Annotated in this window: 13 protein-coding genes; 8 read left to right on the top strand and 5 right to left on the bottom strand. The window is 70.5% G+C overall.

Annotated elements, in window-relative coordinates; translation table 11 throughout:
• Positions 1-49 precede the first annotated feature (49 nt).
• The 5 genes from AB0K52_RS09810 (at position 50) to AB0K52_RS09790 (ending at position 6,118) form a co-directional block, all read left to right on the top strand.
• Positions 50-751 (top strand): hypothetical protein, encoded by a 702-nt coding sequence (locus AB0K52_RS09810; protein ID WP_363528798.1) that lies wholly within the window; start codon positions 50-52, stop codon positions 749-751.
• 691 nt (positions 752-1,442) lie between these two features.
• The gene (locus tag AB0K52_RS09805; RefSeq protein WP_363528795.1) at positions 1,443-3,137 is read left to right on the top strand and encodes a DUF2264 domain-containing protein; all 1,695 of its coding nucleotides are present in this window, start codon (positions 1,443-1,445) and stop codon (positions 3,135-3,137) included.
• Positions 3,138-3,308: 171 nt separating this feature from the next.
• Positions 3,309-4,196, top strand: coding sequence for a sigma-70 family RNA polymerase sigma factor (locus tag AB0K52_RS09800; RefSeq protein ID WP_363528792.1), 888 nt, complete (start codon positions 3,309-3,311; stop codon positions 4,194-4,196).
• A 102-nt stretch (positions 4,197-4,298) separates the two neighbouring features.
• Positions 4,299-4,652, top strand: coding sequence for a DoxX family protein (locus AB0K52_RS09795; RefSeq protein ID WP_363528789.1), 354 nt, complete (start codon positions 4,299-4,301; stop codon positions 4,650-4,652).
• A gap of 128 nt (positions 4,653-4,780) precedes the next feature.
• On the top strand, positions 4,781-6,118 hold the full coding sequence (locus AB0K52_RS09790) for a jacalin-like lectin (protein ID WP_363528786.1): 1,338 nt from the start codon (positions 4,781-4,783) through the stop codon (positions 6,116-6,118).
• On the opposite strand, the gene AB0K52_RS09785 is transcribed toward AB0K52_RS09790, so the two are convergent.
• The 3 genes from AB0K52_RS09785 to AB0K52_RS09775 all read right to left on the bottom strand — a co-directional run bounded on the left by AB0K52_RS09785 (position 6,115) and on the right by AB0K52_RS09775 (position 7,780).
• Positions 6,115-6,645, bottom strand: a complete 531-nt coding sequence (locus AB0K52_RS09785) for a hypothetical protein (protein ID WP_363528783.1) — start codon at positions 6,643-6,645, stop codon at positions 6,115-6,117. The genes AB0K52_RS09790 and AB0K52_RS09785 overlap by 4 nt on opposite strands.
• Before the next feature lie 119 nt (positions 6,646-6,764).
• A complete protein-coding gene (locus tag AB0K52_RS09780; RefSeq protein ID WP_363529537.1) occupies positions 6,765-7,583 on the bottom strand; it encodes a phosphotransferase in 819 nt (272 codons plus the stop codon).
• Positions 7,584-7,612: 29 nt separating this feature from the next.
• Positions 7,613-7,780, bottom strand: a complete 168-nt coding sequence (locus tag AB0K52_RS09775; protein WP_363528781.1) for a hypothetical protein — start codon at positions 7,778-7,780, stop codon at positions 7,613-7,615.
• Positions 7,781-7,969: 189 nt separating this feature from the next.
• On the opposite strand from AB0K52_RS09775, the gene AB0K52_RS09770 reads away from it, so the two are divergent.
• Entirely contained in the window at positions 7,970-8,776 is an 807-nt protein-coding gene (locus AB0K52_RS09770; protein WP_363528778.1) for a class I SAM-dependent methyltransferase, read from the top strand.
• 27 nt (positions 8,777-8,803) lie between these two features.
• Here the strand turns inward: AB0K52_RS09770 and AB0K52_RS09765 are convergent, their stop codons facing one another.
• The gene (locus AB0K52_RS09765; RefSeq protein ID WP_363528775.1) at positions 8,804-9,241 is read right to left on the bottom strand and encodes an ASCH domain-containing protein; all 438 of its coding nucleotides are present in this window, start codon (positions 9,239-9,241) and stop codon (positions 8,804-8,806) included.
• 237 nt (positions 9,242-9,478) lie between these two features.
• Here AB0K52_RS09765 and AB0K52_RS09760 point away from each other — a divergent pair, with 237 nt between their 5' ends.
• Entirely contained in the window at positions 9,479-10,585 is a 1,107-nt protein-coding gene (locus AB0K52_RS09760) for an epoxide hydrolase family protein (protein ID WP_363528772.1), read from the top strand.
• Positions 10,586-10,632: 47 nt separating this feature from the next.
• On the opposite strand, the gene AB0K52_RS09755 is transcribed toward AB0K52_RS09760, so the two are convergent.
• Positions 10,633-11,061: a peptidase inhibitor family I36 protein gene (locus AB0K52_RS09755; protein ID WP_363528770.1), complete on the bottom strand. Its 429-nt coding sequence runs from the start codon at positions 11,059-11,061 to the stop codon at positions 10,633-10,635.
• A gap of 334 nt (positions 11,062-11,395) precedes the next feature.
• Here AB0K52_RS09755 and urtA point away from each other — a divergent pair, with 334 nt between their 5' ends.
• Positions 11,396-12,661 (top strand): urea ABC transporter substrate-binding protein, encoded by a 1,266-nt coding sequence (gene urtA, locus AB0K52_RS09750; protein WP_363528767.1) that lies wholly within the window; start codon positions 11,396-11,398, stop codon positions 12,659-12,661.
• Positions 12,662-12,677: the final 16 nt, after the last annotated feature.

The raw sequence follows: 12,677 nt of genomic DNA, 5'->3' as shown, positions 1-12,677 counted from the left end.
GGCCCACCCCCGGCCCGGTCCCCTCCGGCGTTCGGCGAACGGGGGACCCATGACGGTCTTCTTCTGGGCGATGCTCATCCTCATCGGCATGGTGGTCGCGGACTTCTTCGTTCCGATGCTTCCGAGCGCGACGCTCGTGACCGCCGCCGCCGGGCTCGTCTTCGGCAATCCGCTCCTCATCGGCGTCCTGCTCGTCGGGGCCGCCGTGGCCTCCTGGCTCGGCGAGTTCCTCGGCTACCGGCTGTTCCGGTCGCTGCGGGCCGGGCTGGCCCGCCGCAGCCCGCGCGTCGTGCGCGGGCTCGTGACCGGCACGGTCGCGAGACTCGAAGCGCTCCTGCAGCGCACCATCAGCGACCACCCGTACCGCACGACGATGGTGGCGCGGTTCCTGCCGGCCGGGCGCACCGCGCTGGCGTGGGCGGCCGCGGGCACCGCCAGGCCGCCGTACGCGCGCATGGCCGCCCTCGGGGGCGTCCTGTGGGCGGTGTACTCGGTCGGCCTCGGCCTGGTGATCGCCTGGATCGCCGGTCCGGGACTCCAGTCGCTCGTCGGCTCGGTGGTGACGGTGGCGGCCGTGGGCCTGTTCCTCGGCTGGCTCGCCCGCCGCTGGCAGCGGACCCACCCCGACGGCGTGGTGAACACCGCGACCGGTGCGGTGGCCCTCGCGGCGGCGCCCGCACCCGACGCGGTGCTCCCGCCGTCGGCCGGTGAGCCTGACGGCACGGGCGGAACGGCGGCCCGGGCCGCTTGAAACGACCAATGGCATATCACATGTGACACAGCGGCGGGGCCCGTCCACGAACTCGGACGGGCCCTGCCGTGCCTGCTCGCGGCATTGCGATGTGTCAATATCTCGCGTCCACGGTCCCGGCGGCCGCGATCGTGCGCCTGCCGCCCATCGCCTCGGTCAGCCGCGCCGCCATCGCACCCTGCGCCCGCTGGCAGGCCGTCGCGGCGACAAGCCGTCTCCTTCGCGAAGAGCCGCAACACCACCGCCACGAGCGCGAGGCCGAGCGCGAACGCCGCCGCGAGCCGCAGTCGAGCCACAGCAGCATCGCGAGCCCACCACCGGCGGCAGCGCCGCCGGCGCCCCGACCTGGGCCGCGTCCGCCGAGGTGCTGGCGACGAGGTCGCCGGTATCGAAGTCGCGGATGCGATGGGGGATGGCGAGCATACGGTGGACTCGGCCACCGCGTCGGCGGTGGCGCCAGGTAGATGCCGCCGCCGTTGGAGAAGTGAGCACGCCCTCGGTCGTGTAAGGGATAGCGCCATTCCCTTGAACCTCCTTGAGCCGCAACCGGTGCTGCAACTCATCCTGCAAGATCCCGATAGGTTCGAACCACCCCGTTTCATCGCCGATCGCACCGTGAAAGACCCACGCCCGCCGCCCGATCGCCTGGACCCCTTGCCGTATCCCACCGGCATTGATAGCGTCTGCCACCGTGACTTCACCGCTGCGCACCTTCGGACCGCTCGACCACAGCCGCACCGGGTGGGCCTCGGCCGCACTCGCGATCGGGAGGCCCGCCGCCGAACTGGCCGCCGCCGGGCCTGACGCCATGCCGGTCACCATGTCGAACCACTCCCACCCCGAAGACTGGTTCGAACTCCTGACCCGCCCCCTGTGGGGCCTGGCCCCCGCCAAAGACGCCGTCCCCGCCGACCTCTGGGACACCCTCGCCGCGACACTCGCCCGCGCCCTCGACCCCGACGACCCCTGGTACGTCGGCGACGTCGCCCAAGGCGGGCAGCGCATCGTCGAGGCCGCCGCCGTCGGCTGGGCCTTCCACCTCGCCCCCGAGAAGCTCTGGGACCCCTTGGACCCCAAGGCGAAGGACAAGACCGCCGCGTGGCTCACCGCCGCCTACAACGGCCCCGTCGCCGACATGAACTGGCACTACTTCCCGGTCTTCGCCGGCCACGGCCTCAAACGGCTCGGCATCGCGCACGACCAGGCCGTCGCGAACGGCCACCTCGAGCGCATCGGCGAGTTCGCGCTCGGCGACAGCGTCTTCGAGGACGGCCCCGGCGGCCGCGTCGACTACTACAACCCCTTCGCGTTCCACACGTACGCGCTCCTGCACTACAAGCTCGCCGGCGACGACCGGTACGTCGCGAACGCGGCCGCGTTCGCCCGCAAGTTCCGCTCCTGGTTCGCCGCCGACGGCGCGGCCGTCCCCTACGGGCGCAGCCTCGGCTACCGGTTCGCGCAGGGCTGCCTGTGGGGCGCGCTGGCGGCCGCCGACGTGGAGGCGGTGCCGTGGGCCGAGGCCGCCGGGTTCAGCCGCCGCCACCTCGAGTGGTGGTGGGACAAGCCGATCCTCGACCCCGAGGGCCGGTTGACGGTGGGGTACGCGTACCCCAACGACGCCGTGGCCGAGCAGTACCTGACGGCGGGTTCGCCGTGGTGGGCGACGAAGGTCTTCGCGGGCCTGCTGGCGGGCGAGGACCACCCGTTCTGGACGGCAGAGGCCGCCCTGCCGGGTCCGGTGGTGGAGCCGCACAAGGCCGCGAGGGCGGTGCATGTGCGCGACCGGGGCGGGAACGTGACGCGGCTGAACGGCCAGGCATGGCTGCCGTGGGCGCGCACGGGCGAGGCGGCGTACGGGAAGCTCGCGTACTCGACGCTGGCGGGGTTCTCGCATGCGACGGGCGGGCCGGGCCTGGAGTCGGCGGTGCCCGACGGGGCGCTGCTGCTGTCGGAGGACGGGCGCCACTGGCGGGGCCGGGAGGACTCCGACGAGGGCGCGATCGACGAGAACGGGGTGCTGACGGTCAACTGGCAGCCGTGGGAGGACGTGACGATCACGACCTCGCTCGAGGCGGCCGTCGACGGCTGGCACGCGCGCGTCCACGTGATCGAGACCGGTCGGGTGCTGCATACGGGGGAGGGCGGCTGGTGCGTGCCCAAGCCCGGCCATGTCGCGGAGGTCGGGGACGCCCGCGTCGCGGTGGTGGGGCAGGGGCTGCGCTCGGAGCTGATCGACAGCACGGGGGAGCGGGAGGCGGCGCTCATCGAGCCGATGCCGGGCACGCACTTGTACTGGCCCGCAACGGTACTGCCGGTGCTCAGAGAGGTCCTCGAACCGGGCAAGCACGTGCTGAAATCTCTGATATATATCGGTTCCGAGGTTTAAAACCTCTCCTTGAGAACCAGACAAAAAGACTGATACGTGCGCGGCTTCGCCGCGCTCTCATCAAGAGAACGACTGCGAGCCCGGTCACGATCGCGGCTCGGGTGTCACAGACGGCGGCCCTGTTCGGCTCTTGGATTGCGATGCAGCCGAGAGACTTCGAGGAGGGCCGCCGTGAACGCAGTGCCTGATGGACCGGCCGTGGTGTTCGCCGAGCAGCGCGAGCTGCTGTTCGGCATCGTCTACGGGATGCTGGGCACCGTCGCCGACACCGAGGACGTGCTCCAGGACGTCTGGCTCGCCTGGGAGCGCCGCTCGCACGGCGATCCGATCGAGCACGCCCGGGCGTACCTGGTGCGGGTGGCGATCAACGCCGCGATCCGGCGACAGCAGGCGGTGAAGCGCCGCCGGGAGACGTACATCGGGCCGTGGCTGCCCGAGCCGGTGATGACCGAGACGGCGCCGGACGCGGCCGAGCCCGCGCTGCGGGCCGAGTCGGTGTCGTTGGCGCTCATGGTGGTCCTGGAGTCGCTGACCCCGGCGGAGCGGGCGGTGTTCGTGCTCGCCGACGTGTTCGGTTACGCGCACGGGGAGATCGCCGCGCTGCTGGGCCGCTCGGCGGCGTCGGTACGGCAGATCGCGCACCGCGCCCGGTCGCATGTGCAGGCGCGGCGCCCGAAGTACGAGGTGGACCCGGCGGTGCACCGGCAGGTGACCGAGCGGTTCATGGCCGCGGTCTCGGGCGGCGACATCGACGCGCTGCTCGGGCTCATGGCCCCGGATGTGGTGCTCACCTGCGACGGCGGCGGTCTGGGGCCGGCGGCGGGGCCGCGGCCGATGCGCGATGCCGCGCGGATCGCGTCGTTCCTGGTCAGCCGCCGTTTCCGCCGCCACGAAGGGCTCGAGGTCGACTTCCGTCCGGTGAACGGCTCACCGGCGGCGCTGATGTGGCGCGACGGCCGCGTCGTAGGCGTCCTCATGCTCGACCTCACTCCGGCGCTCGACCGGGTCGCCGCGGTCTACGCGGTCACGAACCCGCGGAAGCTCACCACCCTGCGCTGATCCGAGCGCGACGCGTCCTCGCGACCGCGAGCGGGCCGGCCGCGCTGTGCACCGCTCGCCCATGCACTTCGACATCACCTACTGCACGAAGGAGTAACACCCATGTCCACGCTTCACCTCGTCCTCGCCGTCGCCTTCGGCGTCCTCAACCTCGGTTCGGGGGTCGGCGCGATCGTCCGGCTGCCCCAGATCCTGCCGCTCATGGACGGTGCGAGGGTGCCGCATTCGATGCTGGTCTTCCCGATCGGCGTCCTCAAGGCCGCCGGCGGGATCGGGCTCCTGGCCGGCCTCGCGTACGAGCCGGTCGGCACGGCCGCCGCGGCGGGCCTGGTGCTGTTCTGGACCTGCGCGGTCCACACGCACATCCTGGCGAACTACTGGCCGAAGGAGACGATCCTGACCTTCACGTTCCTCGCCTCCTCGATCGCGATCCTGGCGCTCGATCTGGCGGCCTGAGCGCGAGCGTTCACCGCCGGGCGGGGCGCGGTTTCCCCAGCAGTCTTGAACATTTCGCATTATTCGGGCAATCTGATTGCGCCATAACCGAAGCCGAGCCCTCTCGGCCGCGAGACCACTGGAGCCCCATGCACCTCCCACCCCGCCTGGCGGCGCTCACCGCGCTGACCTCGCTCGCCGCCCTCGCCCTCGCCGCCGCACCCGAACCGGCCGAGGCGCAGGAGGCCGCCGTGAGCGGTGACCTGTCCGTCCTCTCCTATAACGTCGCGGGCCTGCCGCTGGGCCTGGGCGACGGCGACCCCGAGACGAACACGCCGATCATCGGATCCCGCCTGGGCTCATACGACATCGTGCACGTCCAGGAGGACTTCAACTACCACGCGGCGCTGTACGCGGCGGACGACCACCCGCACCGCACGCCCACCAGCGGCGGCGTCCCGTTCGGGGACGGCCTCAACACCTTGTCGGACCTGCCGTTCGAGGACTTCGAGCGGGTCAAGTGGAACGACTGCGCCTCCGGTTCGGGCGACTGCCTGACCCCGAAGGGCTTCACGTTCATGCGCGCCCGCCTCGCCGAGGGCGTCTGGGTCGACCTGTACAACCTCCACACCGACGCCGGGAGCGAGCCGGCCGACATCGCCGCGAGGTCGAAGAACCTCGCCCAGGTGTCGGCGTTCATGGCCGAGCACTCGGCCGGAAACGCCGTGATCGTCTACGGCGACACCAACACCCGTTACACGCGCACCGGCGACGGCATCGCCGGTTTCGCGGCGGGCAACGGCCTCACCGACGCTTGGGTGGAGCTCGTTCGCGGCGGCGACGCCCCGAACGAAGGCGACCCGGCGATCGTCTGCGACGACGCCACCGTGAGCGAGCAGTGCGAGGTCGTCGACAAGGTCCTGTACCGCTCGGGCGACCACGTGAAGCTCGACGCGGGCCAGTACCGCAACGAGCACGCCGCTTTCCGCGACGCGAACGGCAAGAACCTCTCCGACCACTACCCGATCGCGGTGGACTTCTCGTGGACCACGGGCGGGGACTTCATGCTCAGCGACCAGTTCGGGGGACCGCACGGCGCGTTCTTCACCGATGTGGACGACCTGGACGCGGGCGACGCGGCGCGCGTGCTGCGCCTGCGCGCGGGGGAGCGGGTCGACCAGGTGGGCGTGACGCTCGCCGACGGCACGGTCCTCGACCACGGCGGCTCCGGCGGCACGCTCAAGGAGTTGACGATGGCGGCGGGGGAGTACTCGGTCGCGCTGCGCCTGTGCCAGGCCAAGCACGACGGTCACACGCGGATCTTCTACGCCCGCTTCACGACCAGCACCGGCCGCACCCTCGAGGGCGGGACCTCGACCGGCGAGTGCGCGACGTTCACGGCCCCGTCGGGCTGGCAGATCGCGGGCTTCCACGGCCGCTCTGGCACGGCGGTGGACAAGGTGGGCGTGGTCTACACGCGCCGCTAGCTGTCGGCGTAGACGGAGGCGAGGAAGCCCACGGGTGCGCTGAGGGCGGTCAGGATGATGAACCAGAGCAGGTAGCCGGGGTCGGCCGCGTGGAGCAGGACGCCCATGAGGACGACGGCCGCGACGCACGGCAGCACGAGGAGCACATAGGTGGCCTCGACCGTCGCGTGCAGCGCGGCCGCGCCCGCCGCGCCCGCGATGAGCATCGAGACCCCGATCGCGGCGATGCCCCACAGCAGGTTGTCGAAGGTGCCCTCGGACCAGGCGAGTACGGCGTCCCATGAGAAGCCCGCTCCTTCGTCCGAGGGCTCCTGCGCGCTGTCGCCCTCATCGGCGGTCGCATCCTGTGCCACCTCGGACGCGGTCTGCTCCGCGTCCGGTTCGGTCTCAGTGGTCTGGGCGGTGCTCGGGGAGAGGGTCCAGCCCTGCTGCTCGAGCCATTGCTGGCCGCCGAACAGGGCGAAGATGGTCGCGACGCCGGACAGGAACGCGACGATCCAGGCGAGGCCCTTCACGAAAGTCGACAAGGGGCTCCGAACCTCCAAAGCACGGTGCACGACCGGATCGGGCGGGTCGCGGGGACGGGCATAAGACCACCGCCGATCCTATTCCCACCGCGCTACGGCGCGGCCCCCGCTACTTCGTCTCAAGGCGACAGATCGAGGCAGCGGCGGACTTCCCGCATCCGGTAGGCGATGTGCTCGGCGGTGTCGACCTCCTCGCTGCCGTTGCTGTGCACGAGTCCTGCGGCCCAGAGGCATTGGGCCGTGTGGCGGGCGGCCATGAGCACCGGCAAGTGCGCTTCCAGGTCGACCGGCAGCGGCCGGACGGAACGGTATCCGGCGAGGAAGGCGGCGCGGAGTCGCCGAAAATGCGGGTAGTCGCTGAGGTTGCCCAGGACGGGGCCCATGTCGGCGAGGTAGTGGCCCCAGCCGGTCTCGTCGAAGTCGAGGACTCCGATGCTCCAGCCTTGCGGGGTGCGGCGGGTGTGGCAGTTGCCGAGGATGAAGTCATGGTGGACGACGCCGAACGCCTCGGGGTCGTCGCCGAGCCGGTCGAGGATCGCGGCGGTCCGGGCGGCGACGTGGTCGAAGCGCGATCGGTCGGCGGGCGCGAGGAGGTCGCGGAACGGGCCGGGCCGGTAGGGCGAGTCCTCGGTGAACAGTGCGCGGGCGTCCCAGACGGGGAGGTCGAACCCGGCCGGCGGCGTGAAGGACGCCGCGGCGCGGTGCAGGTGCGCGAGCGCACGGCCGGTCTCGCGGACGCCGCTGCGCCCGAGGCCGGTGCCCGGTCGGCGCACGTCGCCTTCAACCCAGGTCAGGAGGTCGCAGTGGAGGGTGCGCCCGTCGCCCGGCGAAGTGACGGCGAGGGACAGCGCGCCGTCGTTGGCGGGCACGGGCTTCGGGTGCGGATGCCGGCCGCGGCGAGGTCGCCGTGGACGGTGTCGAGGAAGGCGAGTTCGGATCGGATGTGCGCGGGGGCGCGGGAGGCGGGTCAGTGGACGCGGAGCGCGTAGCGGCGGCCGTCGGCGGCGGTGACTTCGTAGACGGCGTTGTTGAGCAGCCGGATGGGTGCGACGGTGGCGGGTCGGGGGAGGTCGTAGGCGGCGAGCGCGGTTTCGGCGGCGCGGTGCATGGCCTGGGTGTAGGGGGCGGGTGGCAAGCGGGCTCCTCGGCTGGAGTCGGGAGTCATCTCAGCAGGTTCGCCGCCCGCTCGCAACCGCGTATCGACGGCCGCGGTTGTGCTTGGGGCGCAACCGGAGTGTGAGGTGAGGCGTGGTGTACCCGTACGCGAAAGCAGTGAGCCTCGGGTGAAGTCCGGGGTTCGACAAGAACGCGGAAGGACCATGCGATGCAGGGACAGACGACCGATGAGCGGTTCCAGAAGGTCGACAACTACCGCAGCGAGGATGGTCTCGCGGCCCGTCAGGGGCTCTACCATTTCAAGACCCCGGATTACGACCTGCCGGGTGTCGTGGTCTCGAGGGTCGGCCGGCAGCCGGGGCGGGTGCTCGATGTCGGGTGCGGCAACGGGCGCTACACGGGGCGGCTGCGGGAGGCGCTCCCTGGCGCGGAGGTGATCGGGGTGGACCTCGCGGAGGGGATTCTGGCGTCGGTGCCGGAGCCGACGGTGGTGGCCGATGTCGCCGAGCTGCCGTTCGAGGACGGTTCGGCGGATGCGGTGCTGGCGATGCACATGCTCTACCACGTGCCCGACATTCCGGCGGCGCTCGACGAGTTGCAGCGCGTGCTCGCGCCGGGCGGGGTCCTGTTCGTCTCGACACTCGCTGCGGACGACAAGCGGGAGTACGTGCCGATCTGGCAGGACGCGGCACGGGAGGTGCTCGGGGGCGAGGTGCGGATGGCGTTGACGACGCTGCTTGAGCGTTTCTCTCTGGAGACGGCGGAGTCGATGCTGGCCGAGCGGTTCGAGACGGTTGCGCTGCACGACCTTCCGGGTGTGATCGAGGTGCCCGGGCCGGGGCCGCTGATGGCGGCGTTCCGGTCCGAGGAGGACTTCATCGGGTTGCCGCAGGGTGATTTCGAGCGGTTGATGGGCGCGATCGAGCAACGGCTGGAGGCGCACTTCGCCGACCACGAGGTCCTGCGGATCACCAGCCACAGCGGGATTCTCGAATGCCGAGGCGCGAAGGGCTGACCTGCGACTGACGCGCTGGTCGGTGGATCAGCGGAGATCAGCGGTGAGGCGGAACCGCATCAGGACGACTGGCGTCGCGTCGTCGACGGTGAAGTCGGGGTCGCCGAGTTCGTTTCGCATGTCGTCGCTGGTCCAGAAGGCTTCGTGGTTGGCGCGCCAGGTGTCGAGGGCGCGGTCGCCTTCGCCTTCGGCGATGGCGTGTTCGAGGGGGACTGCACCGAGGGGCGCGATGCGGACGTCGGTGGTCTCGATGAGGGCGACGGGCCGGCCGTCGGAGTCGATGACGACCTCTTGCTCGCCGGGTTCGGGCAGCGGGTGGGTCTCGTATTCGACGGCGAGGCCGGTGGTGGCGGTCTTGCGGCCGTCGAGGATGGCGGCCACGAGTCGGTCGCGCAGCGGGCCGGGGAAGGCGAACTCTGATCGGGGGAGTGCGGCGATCTCAGCGGCGGTGGGGCGGTTGGTCATGAGCTGATCGTACGAGGACCGGAGCGCCTGCGCCCCGGTCCTCGACGTATGAGGACGGCACCGACCGGACCTCGGTCGGTGCGTGCATTGGCCCCCGCTGCCGAAGACGGCCAGCGCGCTTGTCGGTGATCGCGGCGACATGATCGTTCGTTGGCCTAACGAATGTGTTATCGTTAGCCTCACGAACGTTAATTGCTCGAATCGTCGGGCGATCGCCATCCCCAGGAGTGCATCACCATGAGCGCCAATGACACCGCCATCCGCCCCTTCCGCATCGATGTCCCGCAGGCCGACCTCGACGACCTCGAGGACCGGCTCTCGCGCACCCGCTGGCCCAACGAGGTGGCCGACGCCGGGACCGACTACGGGTTCCCCCTCGCCCGGCTCAGGGCGCTGGCCGAGTATTGGCGCACCGAGTTCAGCTGGCGTGAGCAGGAGGCGCGGCTCAACGAGCTGCCGCATTTCACGACCGAGATCGAGGGGCAGAGCATTCACTTCGTGCACGTCCGGTCCGCGAACCCCGACGCCCTCGCGCTGGTGCTCACGCATGGCTGGCCGGGGTCGTTCCTGGAGTTCCTCGATGTGATCGAGCCGCTCTCGCGGGACTTCCACCTTGTCATCCCTTCCATCCCGGGCTATGGCTTCTCCGGGCCGACGCATGAGCGCGATTGGGGTGTGCCGCGGGTCGCGCGGGCCTGGGCCGAGCTCATGCGTCGTCTGGGGTACGAGCGGTACGGGGCGCAGGGCGGGGATTTCGGTTCGGGGGTGTCGATCGCGCTGGGCGCGTTCGCGCCTGAGCATGTGGTGGGGGTCCATGTCAACTACCTGCCGACGCGGCCCGACCCGGACGCCGGGCTCGAGTTGTCCGCGTCGGACGAGGCCCGGCTCGACACCGTGCGGGCGTTGATGGCCAATCGTCCGCCGTATCAGGCGCTGCAGGCGCTGACGCCGCAGACTATCGGGTACGCGCTCACGGATTCTCCGGTCGGCCAGCTGGCGTGGATCGCCGAGCGGTTCGCGCAGTGGACGGATCCGGCGACGCCGGTGAGCGATGAGCGGATGCTCACCGACGTCTCCTTGTACTGGCTGACCGCGACCGCCGCGTCGTCGGCCCGGTTGCATCGCGACAGCCAGCGCGGTGCGAGGGTGGAGTGCAGGGTGCCGTTGGGGGTGGCGGTGTTCGCGCATGACATCACGTTGTCGGTGCGGCCGCTTGCTGAGCGGTTGTTCGATGTTCGGCATTGGTCGGAGTTCGGGCGGGGTGGGCATTTCGCGGCGATGGAGGTGCCGGAGGCGTTGGCGGGGGATGTGCGGGCGTTCTTCTTGGCGCGGTTGCGGGATTAGTGGGAGGCGGGGGCCGCCGGTTTACCGGCGGCCCCTTTTGTGTGTGGTTAGGCGGGGACCCAGACGCTGAGGGGTTGGATGCCGAGGTCGGGGATGGCGCTGTTGCCGGGGACGAGGTAGGGGCCGCCGGTGCAGTCGTCGTTGGGGAAGAGTGCGGCGGCGTTGTCGTTGGTGTTGATGGCGGAGTTGGCGCGGCCGGCCCAGCCGTGGTCGACGAGGCTGACGCAGGTGCCGGGTTCGACGAGTGAGCTGGCGGTGAAGCGTTCGCCGGTGTAGTTGTCGCCTTCGAAGAGGCAGAGGGTGTCGGTGAGGGGGCATTCGTCGGCGGTGGTGGTGGTGTCGGCGGGTGTGGCTGCCGCGGGTGTGGCGGCGGTGAGGATCGCGGCTGCGGCGAGTGCGGGGGCGAGGTATTTGAGGCGGCGGGTGTTGGCGGTGGCTTGGGGGTTCTTGCGCATGCGCAGTTCTCCTTTGGTCACGCGTTGCGTTGTGGGGGAAGCATATCGGGGGAGTGGGGGGGCTGGTCAAAGTTTGTTTGCGGGGTCGTCCGAACTCGCTTAGGTATCGATGTATTTCGATTGTTCTCACTCTCGGGGCGTGGGGTCGTGCGCGCTTTTTTACGGCCCGGCAACGGGAGTTCACCGGGCCGTTCTTGACGCGCACGGCGGCGAAACATCGCGCCCCTAGCTTGAACCCATAGCGGATACGACGCTGTATACGCACCTGTACACCGCCGCTGCCTGCGGCGACACCCCTTGCGGGCCCGGGTCCCCATCCGCCCGGGCTTCCCTGCGTGAAAGGTCGAACCCCCGTATGCCACAGCGTTCCACGATCACCCGCCTGGCCCGCGCCACCGGCGCCGCCGCGGCGGCCTGCGCCCTCCTCGCCACCGCCGCGTGCGGTTCGCGGGCGGGGGAGGAGACCCAGGCGGCCGAGTCCTGTGTCGACACCTCCGGCGACACCGTCAAGGTCGGCGCGCTCAACTCCCTGTCGGGCACCATGGCGATCTCCGAGACCACCGTGCGCGACGCGATCTACCTCGCCGTCGACGAGATCAACGCCGCCGGCGGCGTCCTGGACAAGCAGATCGAGATCGTCGCCGAGGACGGCGCTTCCGAGCCGACCGTGTTCGCCGAGAAGGCCGAGAAGCTCATCCGCGAGGACTGCGTCGCGGCCGTGTTCGGCGGCTGGACCTCGGCCTCGCGCAAGGCGATGCTGCCGGTCTTCGAGGACAACGACTCGCTGCTGTACTACCCGGTCCAGTACGAGGGCCTGGAGGCGAGCGAGAACATCTTCTACACCGGGGCGACCACGAACCAGCAGATCATCCCCGCGCTCGACTACCTCGCCGAGACCGGCGTCAAGTCGCTGTACCTGGTCGGGTCCGACTACGTCTTCCCGCGCACGGCGAACGCGATCATCAACGCCTACGCCGAGGCGCACGGCATCGAGGTCCTCGGCGAGGACTACGTGACCCTGGGTTCGACCGAGTTCTCCACCATCGTCAACCAGGTCAAGTCCGCCGGGGCCGACGCGGTGTTCAACACCCTCAACGGCGACTCGAACGTCGCGTTCTTCCGCGAGTACGCCAACGTCGGGCTCACGGCCGAGCAGATGCCGGTCATGAGCGTCTCGATCGCCGAAGAGGAAGTGGGCGGCATCGGCGTGGAGAACATCGAGGGGCAGCTGGCGGCCTGGAACTACTACCAGACCGTCGAATCGCCCGCGAACGCGGCGTTCGTCGCGGCGTTCAAGGCCGAGTACGGGGCCGACCGCGTCACCTCCGACCCGATGGAGGCCGCGTACACCTCGGTGCACCTGTGGGCGGCCACGGCCGAGAAGGCCGGGTCGTTCGCCGTCGCCGACATCCAGGGCGCGGCCGACGGCGTCTCGTTCGACGCCCCTGAAGGGACGGTCGTCATCGACGGGGCCAACCACCACGTCACCAAGACCGCGCGCATCGGCGAGATCAGCGCCGACGGCCTGCTCTACACCGTGTGGGAGTCCGAGGGCGCGATCGAGCCCGACCCGTTCCTCGACGGCTACGACTGGGCCGCCGACCTCACCGTCAGCCAGTAGCCGTGCGGGCGATCAG

Origin of the sequence: Glycomyces sp. NPDC049804, assembly GCF_040674615.1 — a bacterium.
GTDB classification, from domain to species: domain Bacteria; phylum Actinomycetota; class Actinomycetes; order Mycobacteriales; family Micromonosporaceae; genus Glycomyces; species Glycomyces niveus.
Note: the sequence above shows the minus strand (reverse complement) of the source record. Positions and strands in the feature narration are given on the sequence as shown.